25 protein-coding genes are annotated in these 24,355 nt (G+C 58.4%); 17 read left to right on the forward strand and 8 right to left on the reverse strand.

Annotated elements, in window-relative coordinates:
- Nucleotides 1-138: 138 nt before the first annotated feature.
- Together RHP74_RS24730 and bfr are read left to right on the forward strand one after the other, a co-directional pair.
- A complete protein-coding gene (locus RHP74_RS24730) occupies nucleotides 139-357 on the forward strand; it encodes a bacterioferritin-associated ferredoxin (RefSeq protein ID WP_007943567.1) in 219 nt (72 codons plus the stop codon).
- 199 nt (nucleotides 358-556) lie between these two features.
- Nucleotides 557-1,030, forward strand: coding sequence for a bacterioferritin (gene bfr / locus RHP74_RS24735; RefSeq protein WP_010457685.1), 474 nt, complete (start codon nucleotides 557-559; stop codon nucleotides 1,028-1,030).
- Between the two features lie 221 nt (nucleotides 1,031-1,251).
- Here the strand turns inward: bfr and grxD are convergent, their stop codons facing one another.
- The 5 genes from grxD to RHP74_RS24760 form a co-directional block, all read right to left on the reverse strand.
- Complete coding sequence (grxD, locus tag RHP74_RS24740; RefSeq protein WP_010457686.1) at nucleotides 1,252-1,593, reverse strand: Grx4 family monothiol glutaredoxin; 342 nt, start codon at nucleotides 1,591-1,593, stop codon at nucleotides 1,252-1,254.
- 97 nt (nucleotides 1,594-1,690) lie between these two features.
- Nucleotides 1,691-3,799, reverse strand: coding sequence for a molybdopterin oxidoreductase family protein (locus RHP74_RS24745; protein WP_311096526.1), 2,109 nt, complete (start codon nucleotides 3,797-3,799; stop codon nucleotides 1,691-1,693).
- Nucleotides 3,800-3,933: 134 nt separating this feature from the next.
- Nucleotides 3,934-4,227 carry a hypothetical protein gene (locus RHP74_RS24750; protein ID WP_010457688.1) on the reverse strand — a complete coding sequence of 98 codons (294 nt, stop codon included), beginning with the start codon at nucleotides 4,225-4,227 and terminating at the stop codon, nucleotides 3,934-3,936.
- A gap of 156 nt (nucleotides 4,228-4,383) precedes the next feature.
- Complete coding sequence (locus RHP74_RS24755; protein ID WP_138739082.1) at nucleotides 4,384-4,719, reverse strand: hypothetical protein; 336 nt, start codon at nucleotides 4,717-4,719, stop codon at nucleotides 4,384-4,386.
- Complete coding sequence (locus tag RHP74_RS24760) at nucleotides 4,700-4,906, reverse strand: hypothetical protein (RefSeq protein ID WP_010457690.1); 207 nt, start codon at nucleotides 4,904-4,906, stop codon at nucleotides 4,700-4,702. The genes RHP74_RS24755 and RHP74_RS24760 overlap by 20 nt, the downstream gene beginning before the upstream one ends.
- 448 nt (nucleotides 4,907-5,354) lie before the next feature.
- On the opposite strand from RHP74_RS24760, the gene argF reads away from it, so the two are divergent.
- Nucleotides 5,355-6,275, forward strand: coding sequence for an ornithine carbamoyltransferase (gene argF / locus RHP74_RS24765; protein ID WP_010457691.1), 921 nt, complete (start codon nucleotides 5,355-5,357; stop codon nucleotides 6,273-6,275).
- Entirely contained in the window at nucleotides 6,272-7,381 is a 1,110-nt protein-coding gene (locus tag RHP74_RS24770) for an ABC transporter ATP-binding protein (RefSeq protein ID WP_311096529.1), read from the forward strand. Before argF ends, RHP74_RS24770 begins: the two co-directional genes overlap by 4 nt.
- Nucleotides 7,382-7,437: 56 nt before the next feature.
- Here RHP74_RS24770 and RHP74_RS24775 read toward each other — a convergent pair whose 3' ends face one another.
- Nucleotides 7,438-8,220 carry a PhzF family phenazine biosynthesis protein gene (locus RHP74_RS24775; protein WP_010457693.1) on the reverse strand — a complete coding sequence of 261 codons (783 nt, stop codon included), beginning with the start codon at nucleotides 8,218-8,220 and terminating at the stop codon, nucleotides 7,438-7,440.
- A 15-nt stretch (nucleotides 8,221-8,235) separates the two neighbouring features.
- Nucleotides 8,236-8,706 (reverse strand): Cys-tRNA(Pro) deacylase, encoded by a 471-nt coding sequence (gene ybaK, locus RHP74_RS24780; protein WP_077749898.1) that lies wholly within the window; start codon nucleotides 8,704-8,706, stop codon nucleotides 8,236-8,238.
- A gap of 371 nt (nucleotides 8,707-9,077) precedes the next feature.
- On the opposite strand from ybaK, the gene RHP74_RS24785 reads away from it, so the two are divergent.
- The 4 genes from RHP74_RS24785 (at nucleotide 9,078) to glpD (ending at nucleotide 14,215) form a co-directional block, all read left to right on the forward strand.
- Complete coding sequence (locus RHP74_RS24785; protein ID WP_010457695.1) at nucleotides 9,078-9,929, forward strand: MIP/aquaporin family protein; 852 nt, start codon at nucleotides 9,078-9,080, stop codon at nucleotides 9,927-9,929.
- Between the two features lie 75 nt (nucleotides 9,930-10,004).
- The gene (gene glpK, locus RHP74_RS24790) at nucleotides 10,005-11,510 is read left to right on the forward strand and encodes a glycerol kinase GlpK (protein WP_311096532.1); all 1,506 of its coding nucleotides are present in this window, start codon (nucleotides 10,005-10,007) and stop codon (nucleotides 11,508-11,510) included.
- 94 nt (nucleotides 11,511-11,604) lie between these two features.
- The gene (locus RHP74_RS24795; RefSeq protein WP_010457697.1) at nucleotides 11,605-12,360 is read left to right on the forward strand and encodes a DeoR/GlpR family transcriptional regulator; all 756 of its coding nucleotides are present in this window, start codon (nucleotides 11,605-11,607) and stop codon (nucleotides 12,358-12,360) included.
- Between the two features lie 316 nt (nucleotides 12,361-12,676).
- Complete coding sequence (gene glpD / locus RHP74_RS24800; RefSeq protein WP_010457698.1) at nucleotides 12,677-14,215, forward strand: glycerol-3-phosphate dehydrogenase; 1,539 nt, start codon at nucleotides 12,677-12,679, stop codon at nucleotides 14,213-14,215.
- Between the two features lie 61 nt (nucleotides 14,216-14,276).
- Here glpD and RHP74_RS24805 read toward each other — a convergent pair whose 3' ends face one another.
- Nucleotides 14,277-15,164: a LysR family transcriptional regulator gene (locus RHP74_RS24805; protein ID WP_311096533.1), complete on the reverse strand. Its 888-nt coding sequence runs from the start codon at nucleotides 15,162-15,164 to the stop codon at nucleotides 14,277-14,279.
- Between the two features lie 105 nt (nucleotides 15,165-15,269).
- Between RHP74_RS24805 and RHP74_RS24810 the strand changes: the two genes are divergently transcribed.
- From RHP74_RS24810 to RHP74_RS24850, 9 genes are all read left to right on the forward strand, one after another.
- Nucleotides 15,270-16,637: an MFS transporter gene (locus tag RHP74_RS24810; RefSeq protein ID WP_311096534.1), complete on the forward strand. Its 1,368-nt coding sequence runs from the start codon at nucleotides 15,270-15,272 to the stop codon at nucleotides 16,635-16,637.
- A complete protein-coding gene (locus tag RHP74_RS24815; RefSeq protein ID WP_311096536.1) occupies nucleotides 16,618-17,028 on the forward strand; it encodes a DUF4440 domain-containing protein in 411 nt (136 codons plus the stop codon). Before RHP74_RS24810 ends, RHP74_RS24815 begins: the two co-directional genes overlap by 20 nt.
- 286 nt (nucleotides 17,029-17,314) lie before the next feature.
- Entirely contained in the window at nucleotides 17,315-18,241 is a 927-nt protein-coding gene (locus RHP74_RS24820; RefSeq protein ID WP_145308525.1) for a glutamate/aspartate ABC transporter substrate-binding protein, read from the forward strand.
- Between the two features lie 192 nt (nucleotides 18,242-18,433).
- A complete protein-coding gene (locus tag RHP74_RS24825) occupies nucleotides 18,434-19,180 on the forward strand; it encodes an amino acid ABC transporter permease (protein ID WP_010457703.1) in 747 nt (248 codons plus the stop codon).
- On the forward strand, nucleotides 19,180-19,851 hold the full coding sequence (locus RHP74_RS24830) for an amino acid ABC transporter permease (RefSeq protein WP_010457704.1): 672 nt from the start codon (nucleotides 19,180-19,182) through the stop codon (nucleotides 19,849-19,851). Before RHP74_RS24825 ends, RHP74_RS24830 begins: the two co-directional genes overlap by 1 nt.
- Nucleotides 19,848-20,582 (forward strand): amino acid ABC transporter ATP-binding protein, encoded by a 735-nt coding sequence (locus RHP74_RS24835; protein WP_010457705.1) that lies wholly within the window; start codon nucleotides 19,848-19,850, stop codon nucleotides 20,580-20,582. Before RHP74_RS24830 ends, RHP74_RS24835 begins: the two co-directional genes overlap by 4 nt.
- A gap of 95 nt (nucleotides 20,583-20,677) precedes the next feature.
- Nucleotides 20,678-22,579, forward strand: coding sequence for a sensor histidine kinase (locus tag RHP74_RS24840; RefSeq protein WP_311096538.1), 1,902 nt, complete (start codon nucleotides 20,678-20,680; stop codon nucleotides 22,577-22,579).
- A gap of 44 nt (nucleotides 22,580-22,623) precedes the next feature.
- Nucleotides 22,624-23,904, forward strand: a complete 1,281-nt coding sequence (locus tag RHP74_RS24845; protein WP_229801794.1) for a sigma-54 dependent transcriptional regulator — start codon at nucleotides 22,624-22,626, stop codon at nucleotides 23,902-23,904.
- A gap of 8 nt (nucleotides 23,905-23,912) precedes the next feature.
- Nucleotides 23,913-24,242 (forward strand): GlpM family protein, encoded by a 330-nt coding sequence (locus tag RHP74_RS24850; RefSeq protein ID WP_169857921.1) that lies wholly within the window; start codon nucleotides 23,913-23,915, stop codon nucleotides 24,240-24,242.
- The last annotated feature ends 113 nt before the right edge of the window (nucleotides 24,243-24,355 follow it).

Raw genomic sequence — 24,355 nt, forward strand, 5'->3', positions numbered from 1 at the left:
GGCAGACGCCTGGATGAAAACCGTTCGTCAGTCATACTCGCTTATAACGCGAAGCTTTCAGAAAGCACTTTGACAATCATTCTCGTTAACATTAAGATCCATCGCAACTGAGTCACCACCAGCGACGGTTCTTAGCTTATGTATGTCTGCCTCTGCACTGGCGTCACCGACGGTCAAATCCGCGATGCAATCTATGAAGGTTGCTGCAGCTACAAAGAAGTCCGCCAGGCCACTGGCGTAGCCAGCCAATGCGGTAAATGCGCCTGCCTTGCCAAGGAAGTGGTGCGTGAAACCCTGACCAAATTGCAATCGGCCCAGGCTGCGATTCCTTTCCCTGTAGAATTTACTGCCGCGTAACTACCCTATTCCAAAGAACCGGACTTGATGTCCGGTTTTTTTATGTCTGAAAATCAACTGCTTACGCTCCAGACGCGGAACACAAACATTCTTATTCCGATTAATTTTCATTTAAGTTTCAATAACTTAGGTTTGACACTGTTAGTTGTGCGGCTCAAACTCCGCCTTATTGACAGCTAATACAGGGCAGGACCCCATCATGAAAGGCGACATTACAGTCATCCAGCATCTCAACAAGATCCTTGCCAATGAGCTGGTCGCGATCAATCAATATTTTCTGCATGCGCGCATGTACGAAGATTGGGGTCTGAACAAGCTCGGCAAGCACGAATACCACGAATCCATCGACGAGATGAAACACGCGGACAAGCTGATCAAGCGCATCCTGTTCCTCGAAGGCCTGCCGAACGTCCAGGACCTGGGCAAGCTGCAGATCGGCGAACACACCCAGGAGATGCTCGAATGCGACCTGCGTATTGAGAAAACTGGTCATGCCGACCTCAAGGTTGCCATCGCTCATTGCGAAACCGTGGGTGACTTCGGTAGCCGTGAATTGCTCGAAGATATCCTTGAGTCCGAAGAAGAACACATCGACTGGCTGGAAACTCAACTGGGCCTGATCGATAAAATCGGTCTTGAGAACTATCTGCAATCGCAGATGGGCGAAGAGTAAGTTAGCGCCCGCTAAACTCGAGACAATAAAAAGCCCCGCACTCTTTTATAGAGGCGGGGCTTTTTAATGCCCTTTGTCTCGTCCTGAACAAGGTTTGCACCTGTTTCAGGACGAAACATCTGCAGGAGCGAAGCTTGCTCGCGAAAGCGGTAGTCCAGTCAACTTATGTGCTGAATGTTGTACCGCTTTCGCGAGCAAGCTTCGCGCCTACAGGTACCGGGTCAGGCTTCGGTCTTGTTCGCAGCAGCCGCTTCAACGGCAGCCTTGATCGTGGCCTGCAGCGAACCATCAGCCGACATTTCAGTCATGATGTCGCTACCGCCGACCAGCTCACCACCGACCCACAGTTGCGGGAAGGTTGGCCAGTTGGCGTATTTTGGCAGGTTGGCGCGGATTTCCGGGTTCTGCAGGATGTCCACGTAAGCAAACTTTTCACCACATGCCATCACGGCCTGCGCGGCTTTCGCGGAGAAGCCACACTGCGGGGCATTCGGCGAACCTTTCATGTAAAGCAGAATGGTGTTGTTAGCAATCTGCTCTTTAATCGTTTCGATGATATCCATGGAGCACCTCGGCTGAACTTTCCGACTCAGAGGTCGGCACGGTGGCGCATTGTAACGGAAACCCGAGCGCCATGCTCGGTCTCCCCGACAGACACAATCAGGCCGCCGCCACTGTCACCGGAACACCGTTCAACGCAGCATTCCCCGACAACTCGTCGAGCTGACATTCATCGGTCAGGTCGTTGGCGCTGGAGCCCGGTTGACTACTGGCGATCGTCATCTGCACGCCGGGCCGTGCATGCCCCCAACCGTGAGGAAGGCTGACCACGCCTTTCATCATGTCCAGGCTGGCGAGCACTTCTACTTCGATCACACCGACCCGCGAACTGACCCGCACGCGCTGCCCGTCACCGAGTCCACGACTGGCCAGGTCATCCGGGTGCATCAACAATTGATGGCGCGGCTTGCCCTTCACCAGACGGTGATAGTTGTGCATCCACGAGTTGTTGCTGCGCACATGGCGACGGCCAATCATCAGCAATTCGTCGGCAGCCGGTGCTTGCAGCGCGGCGAAACGGGCAAGGTCAGCGAGAATCGCAGCCGGCGCGGCCTGGACTCGCTGGTTGGCGGTTTTCAGGCGTGGCGCCAGGTTCGATTTGAGCGCGCCCAGATCGACGCCGTGCGGGTGATCGAACAGCGTCGCCAACGAAAGCTTGTGCGCCGAGGCATCGCCATAAAGCCCCATCCGCAGCCCACGATCGATCATCTGCGCCGGTGCAATGGTCGGTTTCAGCTCCTTGCCGGTCTTCGCCGCAAAAGCCTGGGCCAGTCCGACAAAGATCTCCCAGTCATGCAATGCACCTTCGGGCTTGCCCAGGATCGCCCGGTTGAAACGGGTGACGTTGCGCACCGCGAACATGTTGAACGTGGTGTCGTAGTGGTCGTTTTCCAGTGCCGAAGTCGACGGCAGGATCAGGTCGGCATAGCGCGTGGTTTCATTGATGTACAGGTCGATGCTGACCATGAACTCCAGACCGTCCAGCGCCTGTTCCAGTTGCCGGCCATTGGGTGTGGACAGCACCGGATTGCCGGCCACGGTGATCAGGGCACGAACCTGCCCTTCCCCGCCCGTCAGCATCTCTTCCGCCAGGGCCGACACAGGCAACTCACCACCGTACTCGGGACGCCCGGACACCCGGCTCTGCCACAGATTGAAATGCCCACCCGACGTCGAAGCCACCAGATCCACCGCAGGTTCAGTGCACAAGGCACCGCCGACGCGGTCGAGGTTGCCGGTGACCAGGTTGATCAATTGCACCAGCCAATGACACAGCGTGCCGAAGGCCTGGGTCGAGACGCCCATCCGGCCATAGCAGACCGCTGTCGGCGCCGCCGCGAAATCCCGGGCCAACTGACGAATCTGTTCTGCCGGCACCGCGCACAAGGGGCTCATGGCGTCGGCAGTGAATGTGCTGATCGCCTGACGGACTTCATCCAGACCGTCGACCGGCAAATGGCTGTCGCGAGTCAGACCTTCTGCGAACAAGGTATTGAGCAACCCGAACAACAGCGCCGCATCGCCACCGGGGCGCACGAACAGATGCTGATCGGCTATCGCTGCCGTTTCGCTGCGGCGCGGATCGACCACCACCACTTTGCCGCCCCTGGCCTGAATCGCCTTCAGGCGCTTCTCCACATCCGGCACGGTCATGATGCTGCCGTTGGAGGCCAGGGGATTGCCCCCGAGGATCAACATGAAATCGGTGTGGTCGATGTCCGGAATCGGCAGCAGCAAGCCGTGGCCGTACATCAAATGGCTGGTCAAGTGATGAGGCAACTGATCGACCGAGGTCGCGGAAAACCGGTTGCGGGTTTTCAGCAGGCCCAGGAAATAATTGCTGTGGGTCATCAAGCCATAGTTGTGCACGCTGGGGTTGCCTTGATAAACCGCCACCGCATTCTGCCCATGATGCTCCTGAATCGCCGCCAAGCGTTCGGCGACCAGGCTGAAGGCGTCTTGCCACTCGATAGGCTGCCATTCGCTGCCCACTCGCAACATCGGCTGACGCAGGCGATCCGGATCGTTCTGGATGTCTTGCAAGGCAACCGCCTTGGGGCAGATGTGCCCACGACTGAACGTATCCAGCGGGTCACCCTTGATTGAGGTGATCTGCACGCCATTGCCTTCGACCTCGGAGGTCTCGATGGTCAGGCCGCAGATGGCTTCACACAGGTGGCAGGCACGGTGATGGAGAGTCTTGGTCATGGCCAGTCTCTGTTTTGTTCTGGGCGGGCAATATCAGCCGCGGGAACAAAACTATGGCGCGTGACCCGCGACTGCGCCAGCGACGTTCGTCTTGTGAATCGACGACCATCAGGCTAGCCGATGGCCGTGCACGATCAGTTCGGCGGCAACCTGGGCGGCGGCGCCTGCAACTGGATCTCCTGAATGGTTTCGATCTGTTCCTGGGCGATATGTACGCCGGTGAGCTCGCCGATCAGTCGCCAGTGTTCGTCGAGCCCGGTACTAATGGTTGCCATGCGATCGATCATGCGTCGACCGGCCGCTTTGGTCACTTCGTCTTCACTGCGCATCAATTCGAAGGACATCGACGTCATGGAAGCGGTGAGGTGGGTCAAGGAGCGGGCCGTGAGGCTGAGTAAGTCCATTAAAAGCTGTTCTTTCGATTCCATTCCGAAGGCTTCCTGCGTCACTCGTGAGTTAGTTATAACCCAGCACTTTGTATTAGCAAACGTTTCATCCAGAACACGGTGACAACCGGCGCCTTGAACAACAGACAAGACACGAAACGACCTCGTCAAAACCTGCGTTCGACCACACAGACAGGCTCACTGAGGCTGAGAAATCTTCGACGCCTTCTTTTTGAGCGGTGAGGCCAAGGCCGTCCAGATTCCGCCGACCGCCAGCCAAAGCATCACGCCGGACCCGATCAGGATGATAGCTTTCTGGTTTGCCAGGATGCCCAGCTGATGAGGCTCGGCTTGATAGACCTGCAACGCGATATCAATGACGCTCACCACTGTGAACCACGCGACCACCAGGGCAGCTCCATGCTTCAGGTCCGGCGTCGATCGCGCGAGTAGCGAAGCTCCCAGATAGATTCCAATTGCGACCAATCCTCCCACTACCAAAAACTGGGTCGAATCAATCTGCAATCGCGTCATCCCTGAAATTCTTCACGCCGATAAAAGCGCCGACGATGGCGCCCACCACTGCGCTCGGAACGCCTGGATAAATCGTGCTTGCGATAATCGCGAAGCCCATGACCGTAGAAATGACAGCCATATCGAAGGCCGGCGAAACACGACGAAGGCGCGTCAGACCAGTGTGTCCGGGTTTATTGATCGCCATACAGCGCTCCCTCCCTGGGAGTGTTTGACTTTACGCAGTCGAGAATCCGCAATGAGGCGGATAATACCTGAGCGCAATCCGAAACCCGGCACCTGAAAACGTAACAGCAAACAACTCCGCGAGCTTGTAAGGGGCCCGGAGGGCGCTGTTCAGCGGGTCTTCCATTCTTCGCCGGATATCGAGCCAGATCACGGCAGTTATTGCAATCGAGCTTCGGCACCGTGTACAAATGCTGCTCACAAACTCGCAACGCGGATCGCGTTGTATCGCTTGGAACATGTTGGAAACCGTAAAAAAAGCCTCCTATTGGAAAAACGCGACATTTAATGTCAATATCGCGCCTCTCCCTATTTCGTCGCCCCGTGCGGCTTACGCCGCAGGTCTCGCCCGTTTTTCAGTTAAACAAGGCTTTGAGTATCTGCGGTCTGTTGCAAAAAGGTAGTCAATGATGAGCGCAAGGCACTTTCTCTCCCTGATGGATTGCACGCCCGAAGAGCTGGTCAGCGTGATCCGTCGAGGCGTTGAGCTCAAAGACCTGCGTAACCGCGGCGTACTGTTCGAGCCTCTGAAAAACCGCGTACTCGGGATGATTTTCGAGAAGTCCTCGACCCGTACCCGTATTTCGTTCGAAGCCGGCATGATCCAGCTCGGCGGCCAGGCCATCTTCCTGTCGCCGCGCGACACGCAACTGGGCCGTGGCGAGCCGATCGGCGACTGCGCCATCGTGATGTCGAGCATGCTCGACGCCGTGATGATCCGCACCTTTGCCCACAGCACCCTGACCGAATTCGCCGCCAATTCCCGCGTTCCCGTGATCAACGGCCTGTCCGATGACCTGCATCCGTGCCAGTTGCTGGCCGACATGCAGACGTTCCTCGAACATCGCGGCTCGATTCAGGGTAAGACCGTGGCCTGGATCGGCGACGGCAACAACATGTGCAACAGCTATATAGAAGCGGCGATCCAGTTCGACTTCCAGTTGCGCATCGCCTGCCCTGAAGGGTTTGAACCCAACCCGCAGTTCGTGGCCATGGCCGGCGATCGCGTGACCATCGTCCGCGATCCGAAGGATGCCGTACGCGGCGCCCACCTGGTGAGCACCGATGTCTGGACCTCCATGGGCCAGGAAGAAGAAACCGCCAAGCGCCTGAAGCTGTTCGCGCCGTTCCAGGTGACTCGCGCCCTGCTCGACCTGGCGGCCGAGGATGTGCTGTTCATGCACTGCCTGCCGGCCCACCGTGGCGAGGAAATCAGCCTCGACGTGCTCGATGACAAGCGCTCGGTCGCCTGGGACCAGGCGGAAAACCGCCTTCACGCACAAAAGGCCCTGCTCGAGTTCCTCGTCGAGCCGGCGTATCACCACGCATGAGTCCTCCATTACTGCTTAACCTGCGCAACCTCGCCTGCGGCTATCAAGACCAGCGCGTCGTGCAGAACCTCAACTTGCATTTGAATGCCGGTGACATCGGTTGCCTGTTGGGCTCCTCGGGCTGCGGCAAGACCACCACGCTACGGGCGATTGCCGGTTTCGAACCGGTGCAGGAAGGTGAAATCACCCTCGCAGGCGAGACCATCTCCCGCGCCGGCTTCACCCTTGCCCCGGAGAAACGCCGGATCGGCATGGTGTTCCAGGACTACGCGCTGTTTCCGCATTTGAGCGTGGCCGAGAACATCGCCTTCGGGATCCGCAAGCACCCGCAAAAGGATCGTGTCACCGAAGAGTTGCTGGAGCTGGTCAACCTGAAAAACCTCGGCAAGCGCTTTCCGCACGAGTTGTCCGGTGGTCAGCAGCAGCGTGTCGCGCTGGCCCGCGCACTGGCACCGGAACCGCAATTGCTGTTGCTCGACGAACCATTCTCCAACCTCGATGGCGAACTGCGACGCAAGCTCAGCCATGAGGTGCGCGACATTCTCAAGGCCCGTGGCACCAGCGCGATTCTGGTGACCCACGACCAGGAAGAAGCCTTCGCGGTGAGCGATCATGTCGGGGTGTTCAAGGAAGGTCGGCTGGAACAATGGGACACGCCCTACAACCTGTATCACGAGCCACTGACGCCGTTTGTGGCCAGCTTCATTGGCCAGGGTTATTTCATTCGCGGCCAGCTGAGCAGCCCCGAGTCGGTGCAGACCGAATTGGGTGAGTTGCGCGGCAATCGGGCCTACACCTGGCCCGTGGGCGGTGCGGTGGATGTGTTGCTGCGTCCGGACGATATCGTTTATGCACCCGAAAGCGGTTTAAAGGCGCGGATTGTCGGCAAGTCGTTCCAGGGGGCCTCGACGTTGTACCGTTTGCAGCTGCCGACCGGGGCGCAACTGGAGTCGATTTTCCCGAGCCATGCCGATCATCAAGTCGGTGCCGAAGTGGGTATTCGAGTCGCGGCTGAACACCTGGTGCTGTTCCAGGCATCGGGCAGCACGGCTGCGCAGATTCCGGTGGTAGAGTCCGGTGTCCGGCGCTACAGCACCGCCAGCTAATACACACGGACAAAAAATGTGGGAGCGTGGCTGCTCACTCCCACATCAAATTTGGGTTAACCGAGAATGAGTGTTCCGCTCGCAACCAGCGTCGCATTCCCGCCTATCTTCACCCGGTCCCCTTCCAGTCGGCAGAACAACGCCCCGCCTCGCTTCGAGCACTGATAAGCGCTGAGACTCGTCTTGCCCAACCGCTTCGACCAATACGGAATCAAGCTGCAATGGGTCGAACCGGTCACCGGGTCCTCATTGATGCCGATTGCCGGGGCAAAGTACCGGGACACGAAATCATGCTGACTCCCCTTGGCGGTGACGATTGCACCCGGCCACGGCAGCTTGGCCAGGGCGATCATGTCTGGCTGGCAGTTGAGCACGGCCTGCTCGGACTCCAACACCACGAACAACTCGTTGGAACCCAGAACATCGACCACTTCGACGCCCAAGGCGCGCTCGACATCCAGGGTCACGCCCACTTCAGATGGCACGACGGCCGGAAAATCCAGCCACAAGCGCCCGTCCTCGCGGCTTACGCTCAACGGGCCGGACTTGCAGATGAAGTCCAGGCGCTCGACCGGCTCCTTATAGATGTCAAATAACACATGCGCACTGGCCAGGGTCGCATGGCCGCACAATGGCACTTCGGTCGTCGGGGTAAACCAGCGAATGTGCCAACCTTGCCCTTCACGCACCACGAAGGCCGTTTCGGCGAGGTTATGTTCGGCGGCAATCTTCTGCATCAACTCATCGGCTAGCCACGCCTCGAGCCGATACACCATGGCCGGGTTACCACTGAACGGACGATCACTGAACGCATCGACTTGATGAAATTCAAGCTGCATAACCTTCTCCCTGATTCAGGCGCGGCCGATATCGGCAAACTTGGCCTGAGTGTGTTCGGCCAGCACCGCCGGCGCCAATTCAACCTCAAGACCGCGCCGGCCGGCGCTGACGAAAATGGTCGCAAAGGGCTGAGCGGAGTTATCGATAAAAGTGCGCAAGCGCTTCTTCTGCCCTAACGGACTGATCCCGCCCAACAGATAACCCGTCGCGCGTTGCGCAGCGGCAGGATCGGCCATTTCGGCTTTTTTCACGCCCGCCGCGTGAGCCAGATGCTTCAAGTCCAAAGTTCCGACGACCGGCACCACCGCTACCAGCAACTCACCTTTCTCACTGGCTGCCAGCAATGTCTTGAACACCTGCGCCGGGTTCAGCCCCAGTTTCTCCGCGGCCTCCAGCCCATAGGACGCAGCCTTTGGATCATGTTCATAACTGTGCACGCGATGTTCGGCTCGAACTTTTTTCAACAAATCCAATGCGGGGGTCATGGCAGCTCCAGAGTGGGCGGCAGTAGAAAAATCCTGCGCTGGATTCTAGGACATTGGTCGGCAAAAGGCTCTATTGCGCCACTGTTTCAGCGGCTTGACGGCACAGGCTACCGTTCGTCCGTGCCAGGCCGGACGCGTGAACAATACGATCATTCACATGACTAATAGTTGAATTGTGACCGACAGTTCACTTTCGACCTTTGACAGCAGCGTTTCTTGTCTATATTTTTTCGAATCTGAATACTGTACGAATGTGTCATCGCAGCACCCCAGTAGCAGGCCGAGAACAGGATGGGGATTCTGCCTCGGTGGAAAACGCGCTTTGGCCATGATGAAAGAAGCGCCAGACAACAACAAAAACGAGGTTTTCAATGACAACTGCTTTACAACAACCGTCGCTCTCAAGCCAATGCATGGCCGAGTTTCTGGGCACTGCACTGCTTATCTTTTTCGGCACCGGTTGTGTTGCCGCTCTCAAGGTCGCGGGTGCCAGCTTTGGCCTGTGGGAAATCAGCATCATCTGGGGCGTCGGCGTGAGCATGGCGATCTACCTGACCGCCGGGGTTTCCGGAGCTCACCTCAATCCCGCCGTGAGCATCGCACTGAGCATTTTCGCCGACTTCGAAAAACGCAAACTGCCGTTCTATATCCTCGCTCAAATTGCTGGCGCGTTCTGCGGCGCATTTTTGGTCTACACGCTGTACAGCAATCTATTCTTCGATTTCGAACAAACTCACCATATGGTCCGTGGCACCCAGGCGAGCCTCGAATTGGCGTCGGTGTTCTCCACCTTCCCTAACCCGGCCCTGTCCACCGCCCAGGCTTTCCTGGTGGAAGTCATCATCACCGCCATCCTGATGGGCGTGATCATGTCCCTGACCGATGACAACAATGGCCTGCCAAAAGGGCCGCTGGCACCGCTGCTGATTGGCTTGCTGATCGCCGTGATTGGCAGCTCGATGGGCCCGCTGACCGGTTTCGCGATGAACCCGGCGCGTGATTTCGGTCCGAAGCTGATGACTTTCTTCACCGGCTGGGGTGAAATTTCCCTCACCGGCGGCCGCGATATCCCGTATTTCCTGATTCCGATTTTTGCACCGATTGTCGGTGCCTGCCTCGGCGCTGCCGCGTATCGCGGGCTGATTGCCCGTCATCTGCCCAGCGCCACACCTGCTACACAGGACGTAACACCGGCCATTGACGGCAAACCAAGAACTTCTTGATACCGTAGGTGCGTGATCCTGCCCATAAGATCACGCGCCGGACCTCTCTTCCTTTTTTCGTCCAAGGCAATCGACATGACCGACATTCAGAATAAGAACTACATCATTGCCCTCGATCAGGGTACGACCAGCTCCCGCGCGATCATTTTCGACCGCGACGCGAACGTGGTCTGCACGGCCCAGCGCGAATTCGTCCAGCATTACCCGCAAGCCGGTTGGGTCGAACACGACCCGATGGAAATCTTCGCCACCCAAAGTGCCGTGATGGTCGAGGCCCTCGCTCAAGCCGGCCTGCATCACGACCAGGTCGCGGCCATCGGCATCACCAACCAGCGCGAAACCACTGTGGTCTGGGACAAGACCACCGGCCGCCCGATCTACAACGCGATCGTCTGGCAATGCCGCCGCAGCACCGAAATTTGCCAGCAGCTCAAACGCGACGGCCACGAGCAATACATCAGCGAGACCACCGGCCTGGTCACCGACCCGTACTTCTCCGGCACCAAGCTCAAGTGGATCCTCGACAACGTCGAGGGCAGCCGTGAGCGTGCGCGCAACGGCGAACTGCTGTTCGGCACCGTCGACAGCTGGCTGATCTGGAAATTTACCGGTGGCAAGGTCCACGTCACCGACTACACCAACGCCTCGCGCACCATGCTCTTCAACATCCACACGCTTGAGTGGGACACGAAGATGCTGGAGGTGCTGGATATTCCGCGCGAGATGCTGCCGGAAGTTAAATCTTCGTCCGAAATCTACGGCCACACCAAAAGCGGCATCGCCATCGGCGGCATCGCCGGCGACCAGCAGGCCGCCCTGTTCGGCCAGATGTGCGTCGAGCCAGGCCAGGCGAAAAACACCTACGGCACCGGCTGCTTCCTGCTGATGAACACGGGCGACAAAGCCGTGAAGTCCAAGCACGGCATGCTCACCACCATCGCCTGCGGCCCGCGTGGCGAAGTGGCTTACGCGCTCGAAGGCGCAGTGTTCAACGGTGGCTCAACCGTTCAGTGGCTGCGTGACGAACTGAAGATCATCAACGACGCCCACGACACCGAATACTTCGCCAACAAGGTCAAGGACAGCAACGGCGTGTACCTGGTGCCAGCCTTCACCGGCCTCGGCGCGCCTTACTGGGACCCGTATGCCCGTGGCGCCCTGTTCGGCCTGACCCGCGGCGTGCGTGTGGATCACATTATTCGTGCAGCCCTGGAGTCGATTGCCTACCAGACCCGCGACGTGCTGGACGCCATGCAACAGGATTCCGGCGAACGTCTGAAATCCCTGCGCGTGGACGGCGGCGCGGTTGCGAACAACTTCCTGATGCAGTTCCAGGCCGACATCCTCGGCACTCAGGTCGAGCGTCCGCAAATGCGCGAAACCACCGCACTGGGCGCCGCTTACCTGGCCGGCCTGGCGTGTGGCTTCTGGGGCAGCCTGGATGAGCTGCGCGGCAAGGCGGTGATCGAACGCGAATTCGAACCGACCCTGGACGAAACCGCCAAGGAAAAACTCTACGCCGGCTGGAAAAAAGCCGTCAGCCGCACCCGCGACTGGGAACCACATGAAGGCGCTGAATAAGCCAACCTGAGTACTCGTATCGGTATGTAACTGGTAGGGAGCAGATTCCTGCGGCATCATGGGCAAATTTTGCACGGCAGCCAAAGGAAGCCCCATGAATCTGCCTCCCCGTCAGCAGCAAATCCTCGAACTGGTCCGCGAACGCGGCTATGTCAGCATCGAGGAAATGGCTACGCTGTTCGTCGTTACACCGCAAACCATCCGCCGCGATATCAATCAGCTCGCGGAAGCCAATTTGTTGCGTCGCTACCATGGCGGCGCAGCCTACGATTCCAGTGTCGAGAACACCGCCTACGCCATGCGCGCCGACCAGATGCGCGATGAGAAGCAGCGTATCGGTGAAGCCATTGCGGCTCAGATCCCGGATCACGCCTCGCTGTTCATCAATATCGGGACTACCACCGAATCGATTGCCCGGGCGCTGCTCAACCACAACCACTTGAAAATCATCACCAACAACCTGCACGTGGCCTCGATGCTCAGCGCCAAGGACGACTTCGACGTTCTGCTGACGGGCGGCAATGTGCGGCGCGACGGTGGCGTGGTCGGCCAGGCGAGTGTCGATTTCATCAACCAGTTCAAAGTCGACTTTGCCTTGGTCGGCATCAGCGGTATCGATGAAGACGGCAGCCTGCTGGACTTCGATTATCAGGAAGTGCGGGTATCCCAGGCGATCATCGCCAACGCCCGGAAGGTCATTCTGGCGGCTGACTCCAGCAAATTCGGGCGCAACGCCATGATTCGCCTGGGGCCGATCAGCCTGATTGATTGCCTGGTCACCGACCAACAACCTTCGCCGGCGCTCGCGCAGCTGCTGAGTCAGCACAAGATTCGGCTGGAAGTCGTATAACCCTTTCCAAACAGCGCGCTCCCTTGTGGCGAGGGAGCTTGCTCCCGCTGGGCTGCGAAGCAGCCCTGAAACCGGTAATCGTTGTATTTCAGGAAGAGCGTGTCGACTGATTTGCGTCTGCTGAGCAAGCTCCCTCGCCACAAAAGCCTCCACCCCCCTCATTTAATGTTCGTATATTTTCCTTTCTCGGTCCTTCGATCAGTATTTTCAATCGAAGTTGACTGGCTGTGGGCGGCTTTATGGGCTACCATTTTCGCAAATGAACATTAATGTTCGAATTCCAATACAGAAAATCAAAAGAGCCCGAGGCCAGCCGATGCCCACTTCTACCTTGCCTACGCCCCCTCTCGCTGAGGTCTACGACATCGCCGTCATCGGTGGTGGGATCAATGGCGTTGGGATCGCAGCGGATGCCGCCGGTCGCGGCCTTTCGGTGTTCCTTTGCGAAAAAGATGACCTGGCCAGCCACACTTCGTCGGCCAGCAGCAAGCTGATCCACGGCGGCTTGCGCTACCTCGAACATTACGAATTCCGCCTGGTACGCGAAGCCCTCGCCGAACGCGAAGTGCTGCTGGCCAAGGCGCCGCACATCGTCAAGCAAATGCGCTTCGTGTTGCCGCACCGTCCGCACCTGCGTCCAGCCTGGATGATCCGCGCCGGCCTGTTCCTGTATGACAACCTCGGCAAGCGGGAAAAACTCGAAGGCTCGAAAAGCCTGAAGTTCGGTCCGGACAGCCCGCTGAAAAGCGAAATCACCAAAGGCTTCGAATACTCCGATTGCTGGGTCGACGATGCGCGCCTGGTGGTGCTGAACGCCATGGCCGCCCGCGAGAAAGGCGCCCACGTTCACACCCAGACCCGCTGCGTCAGCGCCCGTCGTACCAAGGGCCTGTGGCATCTGCACCTGGAACGCGCCGACGGCAGCCTGTTTTCGATCCGCGCCAAAGCGCTGGTGAACGCCGCCGGCCCTTGGGTCGCCAAGTTCATTCGTGATGACCTGAAGATGGAATCACCCTACGGCATTCGCCTGATTCAGGGCAGCCACCTGATCGTGCCGAAACTGTATGAAGGCGAACACGCGCACATTCTGCAAAACGAAGATCAGCGCATCGTCTTCACCATTCCGTACCTCAATCACTTCACCCTGATCGGCACCACCGACCGCGAGTACACCGGCGATCCGGCCAAAGTGGCGATCACCGAAGGCGAAACCGATTACCTGCTGAAAGTGGTCAACGCCCACTTCAAGAAGCAGATCAGCCGCGACGATATCCTGCACAGCTATTCCGGCGTCCGTCCGCTGTGCAACGACGAATCCGACAACCCGTCAGCCGTCACCCGCGACTACACCCTGGCGCTCTCGGGCACTGGCGAAGAAGCGCCGTTGCTGTCGGTGTTCGGCGGCAAGCTGACCACCTACCGCAAACTGGCCGAGTCGGCGCTGGCACAATTGGCGCCGTACTTCACGCACATCAAGCCAAGCTGGACTGCCAGCGCCACCCTGCCGGGCGGCGAAGACATGACCACCCCGCAGGCGCTGAGCTCGCTGATTCGCGACAAGTTCGACTGGGTTCCGACTGAAATCTCACGCCGCTGGGCAACCACCTATGGCAGCCGCACCTGGCGCATGATGGAAGGCGTGCAGAACCTCAACGACCTGGGCGACCACATTGGCGGCGGTCTCTACACCCGCGAAGTCGATTACCTGTGCAGCGAAGAGTGGGCAACCACCGCCCATGACATTCTGTGGCGCCGCAGCAAATTGGGCTTGTTCACTACCCCGGCGGAACAGCAGAAACTGGTGGATTACCTGAGCAAGGTCGAGCAGAACCGCAGCAAGATCGAAGCGGCCTGATCGCCATCCGTTTAAATGAAAGCCCCTGAATCCGACGATTCAGGGGCTTTTTTGCAGGCGCTCATTGCGCCAGATGCAGCAACAGGAAATCAATGAACGCCCTCGTTTTGTGGGGCAAATGCGGGCTGTTGGGAAACACCACGTTGACGGACTGCGAAGGCAGCGAATAGTCGGGCAACAGGCGAATCAGCCGCTCGCTGGCGATGTCGTCCTTGACCATCCAGGCGGGCAGCACCGAGACGCCCAGCGACGACAACGTCATGGAGCGAATGGCCGTGGAAGAGTTGGATTCAAACTGATTGATCCCGTTGATCTCGACAGCCCCTGATTGCGGATGACGCAACGTCCACTGGGTCGGTGCCTGCAGGTTGCTGTTGGCGATCCACGGCACCGAGTTCAGGTCCTGAGGCGTTTGCACCGGGTGACGCGCAAGGAACGTCTGCGTAGCCACCAGGACAATTTCATAATCCGCCAGCTTACGACTCTTGAAAGCCGAGTCTGCCAAGTTGCCCAGACGAATAACCAGGTCTAACTTTTCCGCCACCAGATCATTGAGTGAAGAGTTAAAGTCATAGCAAAGTTTTATTTCCGGATAGCGCTCTATAAATTGCGGTATCAACGGAAGGATATAAGCCTCGCCGTATTCTATGGTGGAACTTAACCGCAACTTTCCGGTGACACGGTTATGACCTTTCAATACATTATCGAAGGCACTATCGATGTCCGCGACAATACCTTTGAACGATTCATAAAAATCCTGACCTATTTCCGTGAGGGAGATATTTCGGGTACTTCGAATCAACAACGTTGCAGACAGCACATCCTCCAGCGCCTTGACATGCAGGCTGGCCATGGCTTTGCTGATATTCAGGTAATTGGCGGCCTTGGTGTAAGAACCAAAATCGACCACCGCCAGAAATGTCTGTACCCGATTAAGATGAGTGTGCATAGCAATAGAGCTCACTGTTCAATCCCGTCAAACATTGTTTCAAGGATAGTCGTATCGACAGTTCAAGTCCATCGCCCCTATGCTTTGCGACAAAGGGGAAACAACATGACCTATCGCTACAAAGTTGCACTGATATTTCTCATCGGCTTTTTTATAGACTGCATTAACATCTTTATATCGGCGGTCGCACTACCGACTCTATCGGCGGCGCTGCACGTTAGTACTTCAGACGTTGCCTGGGTGGCTAACGCTTATATTCTGGGGCTGACACTGATCATCCCGGTCAGCACCTGGCTGGCCGGTCGTTTTGGCAGTCGGGAAATCCTCACCGCCTCGATGATCCTGTTCACAGCCTCCGTGTGGATGTGCGGGCTGGCGGACAGTTTCAACGAGCTGGTGATCTGGCGCTTCGTCCAGGGGATGGGCGGCGGTCTGTTGATTCCAGTCGGCCAGGCACTGACATTCAACCTGTTCAAGGGTGAGCAGCGGGCGAAAATATCCACGTTGGTCATGGCTGTTGCCCTGATAGCGCCCGCCATTTCACCGACCATCGGCGGCATCATCGTCGACAGCAGTTCCTGGCGCTGGGTGTTCTACAGCAACATCCCGTTCTCGCTGATCGCGGCTTTGCTGTCCTGGTTCTGGATCAACGAAGCGCGGCCGACAAGTTTGCCCCGGCCCGACATCAAGGGTTTGCTGCTGGTCAGCGCCGCACTCGGCAGCCTGTTGATGGGCATGTCGTTGTATGGCGGCGACGCTCCGGCCTGGGTGGCCGCCCTCTTCGTCACGGCCGGCGTTACGTTTGTCCTGCTGTACGGGCTGCACTACCGCCGCTGCAAAAACCCGATCATTGAACTGAGCCTGCTCAAAAGCAAAAAACTCAGCACCTCCATCTTTATCTATTACGCGATTCCCGGTGTGTTCACGGGGGTCAACCTGATGAGCATCTTCTTCCTGCAAAACACCCTGCACTTCAGCGCCCGACTGACTGGGATGTTCATGATCCTCTACGCCATCGGCGCATTCATCGCGATGTTGATCTGTAGCCGGACCTACAACCGGATGGGCGCCAAACGGTTGTTTGCCCTCGGCATGCTGTTGCACAGCGCCGGCATTGCCACCCTGTTAATGGTCAACGATCCCTCGGACCTCTGGGTAATAGTCATCGCCTACAGCTTGATGGGGATTGGCGGTGGCATCGGTGCCAACACCGCACAAACCACATCGCTGATGGACTTCGAGGGCAATGACATGCACAAGGCCAGTGTCATCTGGAACATCAACCGACAGATGTCATTCAGCATCGGTGCCGCCCTGTTCCTGATGGTTTTCAACCTGCTCTTGAAGCACTTCGATACCACCCAGGCCTATCACGCGACCTTCGCCATCGCCGCGCTGGCGGGTCTGTTTCCACTCTTTCAACTGAGTCAGTTGAACACTCAAAAGGACTGTCATGCACAACGAAATAGTTGAACTGGCGCACCACAGCGTTCATCACGTGCACGAGTTGATTCAAACCCTGTTCTCCGATGCAAACGGTCAGGGACAGGCCATGCTCGAGCCGCTGATGTCGGCATTCGCCGAGCACTTCAGCATGGTCACCACCTCGGCCACCATCGTCAGCCGGGCGACGGTCGAACAGATGTTCAAGGGTGCAATCGGCGCCAAGCCAGGTCTGGAGATCACCATCAGCGACCTGCAAACGGTCTGGCAGGAAGGCCACAGCGTGGCGATCCGCTACAAGGAAACCCATCGCCTCGACCAGCGCGAAAGCTCAAGGGTTTCGGTGGCGATCATTGATCTGCATCACCGCAACGCCCAGTGGATCTACCTGCATGAAACGCCGCTAAGCCAGGAAAGCTGATTTTCGATAATCAGCTGGCAGCCTCAAACACTATTCGGTTTTCCGAACACGACCTGTCGGTCGATTCGGTTAACCGGATTATCCTTCACAAAAAAAGAACGCCATAAATATTTAATACCCTTATAAATCAATAACTTGATTTGACTCGCCTGGCCTGGCACGAGTCATGCTCTACACTCTTGGACGAATGCCTGTTGCGCACCCACTTCAGGAGCCGTCAGGCATTCGAAGCACAAAAGGGCCGATGAACTGGCTCCATAAAAAAAACAATGTCGAGGAAAATTTGATGCGCATCGTTCCCCATATCCTGGGCGCAGCCATTGCTGCCGCTCTGATTAGCACTCCAGTTTTCGCTGCCGAACTCACCGGCACACTGAAGAAGATCAAAGAGTCCGGTGTGATCACCCTCGGGCATCGTGACGCTTCCATCCCGTTTTCCTATATCGCTGATGCTTCCGGCAAACCGGTCGGCTACTCCCACGATATCCAGCTGAAAATCGTCGAAGCCATCAAGAAAGACCTGGACATGCCCAACCTCCAGGTCAAATACAACCTCGTGACCTCGCAAACCCGTATCCCGCTGGTGCAGAACGGCACCGTGGACGTCGAGTGCGGTTCCACCACCAACAACGTGGAACGTCAGCAGCAAGTTGCCTTCTCCGTCGGCATTTTCGAAATCGGTACGCGTCTTCTTTCCAAGAAAGACTCCGCGTACAAGGACTTCGGCGACCTGAAAGGCAAAAACGTCGTGACTACCGCGGGCACCACGTCCGAGCGCATCATCAAGTCGATGAACGCCGACAAGCAGATGGGCATGAACGTCATCTCCGCCAAAGACCATGGCGAATCCTTCCAGATGCTGGAAACCGGCCGCGCCGTGGCTTTCATGATGGACGACGCCTTGCTGGCCGGTGAAGCAGCCAAAGCCAAGAAGGCGGATGACTGGGCCGTGACTGGTACTCCACAGTCCTACGAGATCTACGGCTGCATGGTTCGCAAAGGCGACGAGCCGTTCAAGAAGGCGGTGGATGACGCCATCAAGGCAACCTACGCTTCGGGCGAGATCAACAAGATCTACGAAAAATGGTTCATGCAGCCAATCCCGCCTAAAGGCCTGAACCTGAACTTCCCGATGAGCGACGAGCTCAAGGCCCTGATCGCCAATCCGACCGATAAAGCGGCTGACGACAAGCCTGTAGAAAAAAAGTCCTGAATTCTGACTAACCTTATCTCCTGAGAGGGCCACTGCCCTTTCAGGGGATAGTCACTCCCTGCTGGCATTTTTGGAAACACTCGAACCGGTGGTTGTCGAGCCGCTCGTGTGTGCCTGACCATCAGAGTCGGGCGGGAACGGAGCTTCCCCAAGCGGGCACTTGTACATCGAACGATCTGAGGGGAGACCCTAATGAATTACAACTGGGACTGGAGCGTGTTCTTCAAGTCCACCGGCGTGGGCAGTGAGATTTATCTCGACTGGTACCTCTCCGGTTTGGGCTGGACCATTGCCATCGCCGTCGCCGCCTGGATCATCGCGCTGCTGTTGGGCTCGATTCTGGGTGTCATGCGCACCGTGCCGAATCGCATCGTATCGGGCATCGCGACCTGCTACGTCGAACTCTTCCGTAATGTGCCGCTGCTGGTTCAGCTGTTCATCTGGTACTTCCTGGTGCCCGATCTGCTGCCGCAAAACCTGCAGGACTGGTACAAACAGGACCTGAACCCGACCACCTCGGCTTTCCTCAGCGTCGTCGTTTGCCTGGGCCTGTTCACCGCTGCTCGTGTATGCGAACAAGTGCGTACCGGCATCCAGGCGCTGCCTCGCGGCCAGGAAGCCGCCGCTCGCGCCATGGGTTTCAAACTGCCGCAGATCTACTGGAACGTGCTGCTGCCCCAGGCCTACCGGATCATCATTCCGCCGCTTACCTCGGAATTCCTGAACGTGTTCAAGAACTCCTCCGTGGCGTCGCTGATCGGCCTGATGGAGTTGCTCGCGCAGACCAAACAGACCGCCGAGTTCTCCGCCAACTTGTTCGAAGCGTTCACCCTGGCCACCCTGATCTACTTCACCCTGAACATGAGCCTGATGCTGCTGATGCGTGGGGTCGAGAAGAAAGTCGCCGTACCGGGCCTGATCTCCGTAGGGGGTAAATGATGGAATTCGACTTCTCGGGTATCGTTCCGTCCCTGCCGGGCTTGTGGAACGGCATGGTCATGACCCTGCAACTGATGGCGCTGGGCGTCGTCGGCGGGATCATCCTCGGCACCATCCTTGCGCTGTGCCGTCTGTCCCACAGCAAACTGCTGTCGAACCTGGCTGGCGCCTACGTCAACTATTTCCGTTCGATCCCGCTGCTGCTGGTCATCACCTGGTTCTACCTGGCGGTGCCGTTCGTGCTGCGCTGGATCACTGGCGAAGACACCCCGATCGGCGCGTTCGCCTCCTGCATCGTGGCCTTCATGATGTTCGAAGCGGCGTACTTCTGCGAAATCGTCCGGGCCGGCGTGCAGTCGATTCCCAAGGGCCAGATGGGGGCTGCCCAGGCTTTGGGCATGACGTATGGCCAGATGATGCGTTTGATCATCCTGCCGCAAGCGTTCCGCAAGATGACCCCGCTGCTGCTGCAACAGAGCATCATCCTGTTCCAGGACACTTCGCTGGTCTACGCGGTCGGCCTGGTGGACTTCCTCAATGCTTCCCGTGCCAGTGGCGACATCATCGGTCGCTCCAATGAGTTCCTGATCTTTGCAGGTCTCACGTACTTCACAATCAGCTTTGCCGCCTCGCTGCTGGTCAAGCGTCTGCAAAAAAGGTTTGCCGTATGATCTCTATCAAGCAAGTCAACAAGTGGTATGGCGACTTCCAGGTACTGACTGATTGCAGCACCGAGGTCAAAAAAGGCGAAGTGATCGTGGTGTGCGGGCCGTCCGGTTCCGGCAAATCCACCCTGATCAAATGCGTCAACGCCCTGGAACCGTTCCAGAAAGGCGACGTGGTGGTCGATGGCACGTCCATCGCCGACCCGAAGACCAACCTGCCGAAACTGCGTTCGCGCGTCGGCATGGTGTTCCAGCATTTCGAACTGTTCCCGCACCTGACCATCACCGAAAACCTGACCATTGCGCAGATCAAGGTGTTGGGCCGCAGCAAGGAAGAAGCCACCAAGAAAGGCCTGCAACTGCTTGAGCGCGTTGGCCTCTCGGCTCACGCCCACAAGCACCCGGGCCAGCTCTCCGGTGGCCAGCAACAGCGTGTGGCAATTGCCCGTGCGCTGGCGATGGACCCGATCGTCATGCTGTTCGACGAACCGACCTCGGCGCTGGACCCTGAAATGGTCAACGAAGTGCTCGACGTGATGGTGCAACTGGCCCACGAAGGCATGACCATGATGTGCGTGACCCACGAAATGGGCTTTGCCCGCAAAGTGGCGGATCGCGTGATTTTCATGGACCAGGGCAAAATCATCGAAGACTGCAAGAAAGAGGACTTCTTCGGCGATATCACCCACCGCGCCGAGCGTACACAGCACTTCCTTAACAAGATTCTGCAGCACTAAGTTCTACCACCGCCCCCCTGTGGGAGCGAGCCTGCTCCCACAAGGGTCCGCGGCGATTTACAAGTAAGTGTTGTGGTTGACCCAAGGCATCTGTGATGAAATGCGACCCCACTCTCTATCGCGCTGCGCCGCCATCACTCGCCGTGAAACCCCGTCTGATTCGCCATCTGTTCCTGCCCCCCCTGGTCATCGCCCTGATGATCGGATTGGGTTACCTCGGCTTCTGGGTCAGTGAGCACTACGGGATTCGCAGCCTCAGCGAGAACGGCCAGCGTCAGCTTGAACTGCACGCCCGCGCCGTCGAGAGCGAGATCAGCAAGTACACCTACCTGCCCAGCCTGCTGGAACTTGAATCCAGTGTTTCAAAACTGCTGGCCAACCCGTCACCGGAACACCGGCAGACGGTCAATGATTACCTCGAAGGCCTGAACCGGCGGAGCCGCAGTCGGGCCATCTACGTGATGGACACCACCGGCCGCGTCATGGCCACCAGCAACTGGCGCGATGTCGACAGTTACCTGGGCGAAGACCTGTCCTTTCGCGCCTATTTCCAGAACGCCGTGCGCGGTCAACCGGGGCGCTTCTACGGGATCGGCAGCACCAGCGGCGAACCCGGTTACTACCTGGCCCACGGCCTGGAAGAACACGGCAAAATCATCGGCGTCGCGGTGGTCAAAGTCCGCCTGGAAGCCATGGAAGAACGCTGGCAGCGTGCGCGCCTCGAAGCCTTTGTCAGCGACGAGAACGGCATCATCATTCTGTCCAGCGATCCCGCGCGACGGCTCAAATCGGTGGTTCCGTTGAGCGAAGAAACCAAGGAAAAACTGGCCCGCAGCCTGCAGTACTACTGGTTCCCGCTGAACGAATTGCAGCCACTGGCCCGGGAAAAACTGGCCGAAGGTGAAGAAAAACTGACCTTCCCCGCCAACAGTGAAGTGGAGTCAGACGAAGAGGACATCAGCTACCTCTCGCAGACCCGCCCCCTGAGCGACACCCCGTGGAACTTCACCCTGCTCACGCCGCTCCAGGATTTGCGCCGTGAAGCGATCAATCAAGGGATTCTGGTGGCAGTGGCGTTTGCCCTGGTGGCGTTCCTGCTGATTGCCTGGAACGAGCGGCGCAAGGTGATCGCCACCCGCCTCGCCGCCCGTGAAGCCCTGCAGCAAGCCAACAATCAACTGGAGCGTCGGATTACCGAACGCACCACGGACCTGCGCGCCAGCAACGAACGCCTCAAGGGGCAGATCCGCGAACGGCGTCAGGCTGAAGAGACGTTGCGCCGCGCCCAGGATGAGCTGGTGCAGGCCGGAAAACTCGCCGCCATCGGCCAGATGTCGACCAGCATCGCCCACGAACTGAACCAGCCGCTGGCGGCGCTGCGCACCTTGTCCGGCAATACCGTGCGTTTTCTCGAACGCGGTCAACTGGACGTGGCCAGCACCAACCTGAAGACCATCAACGAATTGATCGACCGCATGGGCCGGATCACCGCCAGCCTGCGCTCCTTCGCCCGTCGCGGTGACGACAAGGGCCAGGCGTGCCTTGGCAAAGCGGTAGATGCCGCGTTGCAACTGCTGGGAGGTCGCGTGGAAAGTGTCCATCTGCAACTGCATCGTGACTTCAAAGACGTGCAGGTGCAGATCGACCAGACCCGTCTCGAGCAGATCCTGGTCAACCTGATCGGCAATGCCCTCGATGCCATGCAGGCACAACCGTTGCCCGAGTTGTGGCTGGAAGGCGAAGCATTTGATGGCAAATATCGCCTGCGCGTGCGCGACAACGGCCACGGTATCGACGCCGAAGCACGCAAGCATTTGTTCGAACCGTTCTTCACCACCAAACCCGGCGAACAAGGCCTGGGCCTGGGCCTGACACTTTCCGCCAGTCTGGCCGCCGCCACCGGCGGGCACCTGGGTGTCGAACACCCGGCCAGCGGTGGCACCACCTTCGTCCTCAGTTTACCGTTGGTAAGCCCCACTCACGCCGAGCCAATATGAACAACGACCTTAGTGTGCTGATCGTCGAAGACGACCCCCATGTGCTGCTCGGCTGCCAACAGGCGCTGACCCTGGAAGACATTCCCTGCGTGGGCGTGGGCAGCGCCGAAGAAGCGCTGGAGCGGGTTGGCGACAATTTTGCCGGCATCGTCATCAGCGACATCCGTCTGCCGGGCATCGACGGCCTGGAACTGCTGACCCGGCTCAAGGCGCGCGATCGCAGCTTGCCGGTGGTGCTGATCACCGGCCACGGCGACATCTCCATGGCCGTCGGCGCAATGCAGAAAGGCGCCTATGACTTCATGGAGAAACCTTTCTCCCCGGAACGCCTGGTGGACGTCGCCCGCCGCGCGCTGGAGCAACGCAGCCTGGCCCGGGAAGTGTCTTCGTTGCGCCGGCAACTGGCGGAGCGCGATTCCCTCGAAGGCCGCATCATCGGCCGCTCGCCGGCCATGCAGAACCTACGCGAACTGATCGCCAACGTCGCCGATACCTCGGCCAACGTGCTGATCGAAGGCGAAACCGGCACCGGCAAGGAATTGGTTGCGCGCTGCCTGCACGACTTCAGTCGCCGCCACACCAAGCAATTCGTCGCGCTGAACTGCGGCGGCCTGCCGGAGAACCTGTTCGAAAGCGAGATCTTCGGCCATGAAGCCAACGCGTTCACCGGCGCCGGTAAACGACGGATCGGCAAGATCGAACACGCCGACGGCGGCACGCTGTTCCTGGATGAAGTCGAAAGCATGCCCCTGCCCTTGCAGATCAAACTGCTGCGGGTGTTGCAGGAGCGCACCCTCGAACGCCTGGGTTCGAACCAGAGCGTGGCCGTGGATTGCCGGGTGATTGCCGCGACCAAGTCCGACCTCGACGAGTCGAGCAAGGCCGGCGAGTTTCGTAGCGACCTGTATTACCGCTTGAACGTGGTGACCCTCGAATTGCCGCCCTTGCGCGAACGTCGCGAAGACATCCTGCAACTGTTCGAACACTTCCTGCAGCAGTCGTCCCTGCGCTTCGACCGCGCCGTGCCGGAACTGGACAACCAGACCCTGTCGAACCTGATGAGCCACGACTGGCCGGGCAACGTGCGCGAACTGCGCAACGTCGCCGAGCGTTTTGCCCTTGGCCTGCCGGCCTTCAAGAAATCCGGCACCAGTGGCAGCAATCAGGGTCTGGCCTTCGCCGAAGCAGTGGAAGCGTTCGAACGCAACCTGCTCAGCGACGCCTTGCAACGCAGCGGCGGCAACCTGACCCAGGCCAGCCTGGAACTGGGAATGGCCAAGACCACGCTGTTCGACAAAGTGAAGAAATACGGGCTGAGCCACTGATGGACCTGATCCTCAAAGCAGCGCTGGGGGCGGCGGTGGTCGTCATCCTCGCGGCACTGGCCAAGACCCGAAACTATTACATCGCAGGCCTGGTGCCGCTGTTTCCGACCTTTGCGCTGATTGCGCATTACATCGTCGGCAAGGGGCGTTCGCTGGAGGATTTAAAGACCACCATCGTGTTCGGGATGTGGTCGATCATTCCGTACTTCGTTTACCTGGCGACGTTGTACGTGATGGTCGACCGGATGCGGCTTGAAGCGTCGCTCGCCATCGCGGCAGTGGCGTGGCTGATGGCGGCCACCGTCCTCGTCACCGTCTGGGTCCGCCTCCACGCTTGACCATCCCCCCCCTGTGGCGAGGGAGCTTGCTCCCGCTGGGTTGCGAAGCAACCCCATTACCTGCAATCGAGTTTCAGCAGAAAAACCTCCTTGACCGCTTAGGGGCTGCTTCG

Origin of the sequence: Pseudomonas sp. SG20052, assembly GCF_031766055.1 — a bacterium.
Taxonomy (GTDB): Bacteria; Pseudomonadota; Gammaproteobacteria; order Pseudomonadales; family Pseudomonadaceae; genus Aquipseudomonas; species Aquipseudomonas mandelii.

What these genes read in the sequence shown, in the direction of transcription:
- RHP74_RS24785 (WP_010457695.1), top strand. Translation starts at nt 9,078, where the DNA reads ATGACAACTGCTTTACAACAACCGTCGCTCTCAAGCCAATGCATGGCC.
- RHP74_RS24820 (WP_145308525.1), top strand. Translation starts at nt 17,315, where the DNA reads ATGCGCATCGTTCCCCATATCCTGGGCGCAGCCATTGCTGCCGCTCTG.
- RHP74_RS24840 (WP_311096538.1), top strand. Translation starts at nt 20,678, where the DNA reads ATGAAATGCGACCCCACTCTCTATCGCGCTGCGCCGCCATCACTCGCC.
- RHP74_RS24760 (WP_010457690.1), bottom strand. Translation starts at nt 4,906, where the DNA reads ATGGCGATCAATAAACCCGGACACACTGGTCTGACGCGCCTTCGTCGT.
- RHP74_RS24830 (WP_010457704.1), top strand. Translation starts at nt 19,180, where the DNA reads ATGGAATTCGACTTCTCGGGTATCGTTCCGTCCCTGCCGGGCTTGTGG.
- glpD (WP_010457698.1), top strand. Translation starts at nt 12,677, where the DNA reads ATGCCCACTTCTACCTTGCCTACGCCCCCTCTCGCTGAGGTCTACGAC.
- RHP74_RS24745 (WP_311096526.1), bottom strand. Translation starts at nt 3,799, where the DNA reads ATGACCAAGACTCTCCATCACCGTGCCTGCCACCTGTGTGAAGCCATC.
- bfr (WP_010457685.1), top strand. Translation starts at nt 557, where the DNA reads ATGAAAGGCGACATTACAGTCATCCAGCATCTCAACAAGATCCTTGCC.
- RHP74_RS24810 (WP_311096534.1), top strand. Translation starts at nt 15,270, where the DNA reads ATGACCTATCGCTACAAAGTTGCACTGATATTTCTCATCGGCTTTTTT.
- RHP74_RS24825 (WP_010457703.1), top strand. Translation starts at nt 18,434, where the DNA reads ATGAATTACAACTGGGACTGGAGCGTGTTCTTCAAGTCCACCGGCGTG.
- grxD (WP_010457686.1), bottom strand. Translation starts at nt 1,593, where the DNA reads ATGGATATCATCGAAACGATTAAAGAGCAGATTGCTAACAACACCATT.
- RHP74_RS24750 (WP_010457688.1), bottom strand. Translation starts at nt 4,227, where the DNA reads ATGGAATCGAAAGAACAGCTTTTAATGGACTTACTCAGCCTCACGGCC.
- RHP74_RS24755 (WP_138739082.1), bottom strand. Translation starts at nt 4,719, where the DNA reads ATGACGCGATTGCAGATTGATTCGACCCAGTTTTTGGTAGTGGGAGGA.
- RHP74_RS24770 (WP_311096529.1), top strand. Translation starts at nt 6,272, where the DNA reads ATGAGTCCTCCATTACTGCTTAACCTGCGCAACCTCGCCTGCGGCTAT.
- RHP74_RS24775 (WP_010457693.1), bottom strand. Translation starts at nt 8,220, where the DNA reads ATGCAGCTTGAATTTCATCAAGTCGATGCGTTCAGTGATCGTCCGTTC.
- RHP74_RS24835 (WP_010457705.1), top strand. Translation starts at nt 19,848, where the DNA reads ATGATCTCTATCAAGCAAGTCAACAAGTGGTATGGCGACTTCCAGGTA.
- RHP74_RS24805 (WP_311096533.1), bottom strand. Translation starts at nt 15,164, where the DNA reads ATGCACACTCATCTTAATCGGGTACAGACATTTCTGGCGGTGGTCGAT.
- ybaK (WP_077749898.1), bottom strand. Translation starts at nt 8,706, where the DNA reads ATGACCCCCGCATTGGATTTGTTGAAAAAAGTTCGAGCCGAACATCGC.
- glpK (WP_311096532.1), top strand. Translation starts at nt 10,005, where the DNA reads ATGACCGACATTCAGAATAAGAACTACATCATTGCCCTCGATCAGGGT.
- RHP74_RS24815 (WP_311096536.1), top strand. Translation starts at nt 16,618, where the DNA reads ATGCACAACGAAATAGTTGAACTGGCGCACCACAGCGTTCATCACGTG.
- RHP74_RS24730 (WP_007943567.1), top strand. Translation starts at nt 139, where the DNA reads ATGTATGTCTGCCTCTGCACTGGCGTCACCGACGGTCAAATCCGCGAT.
- RHP74_RS24795 (WP_010457697.1), top strand. Translation starts at nt 11,605, where the DNA reads ATGAATCTGCCTCCCCGTCAGCAGCAAATCCTCGAACTGGTCCGCGAA.
- argF (WP_010457691.1), top strand. Translation starts at nt 5,355, where the DNA reads ATGAGCGCAAGGCACTTTCTCTCCCTGATGGATTGCACGCCCGAAGAG.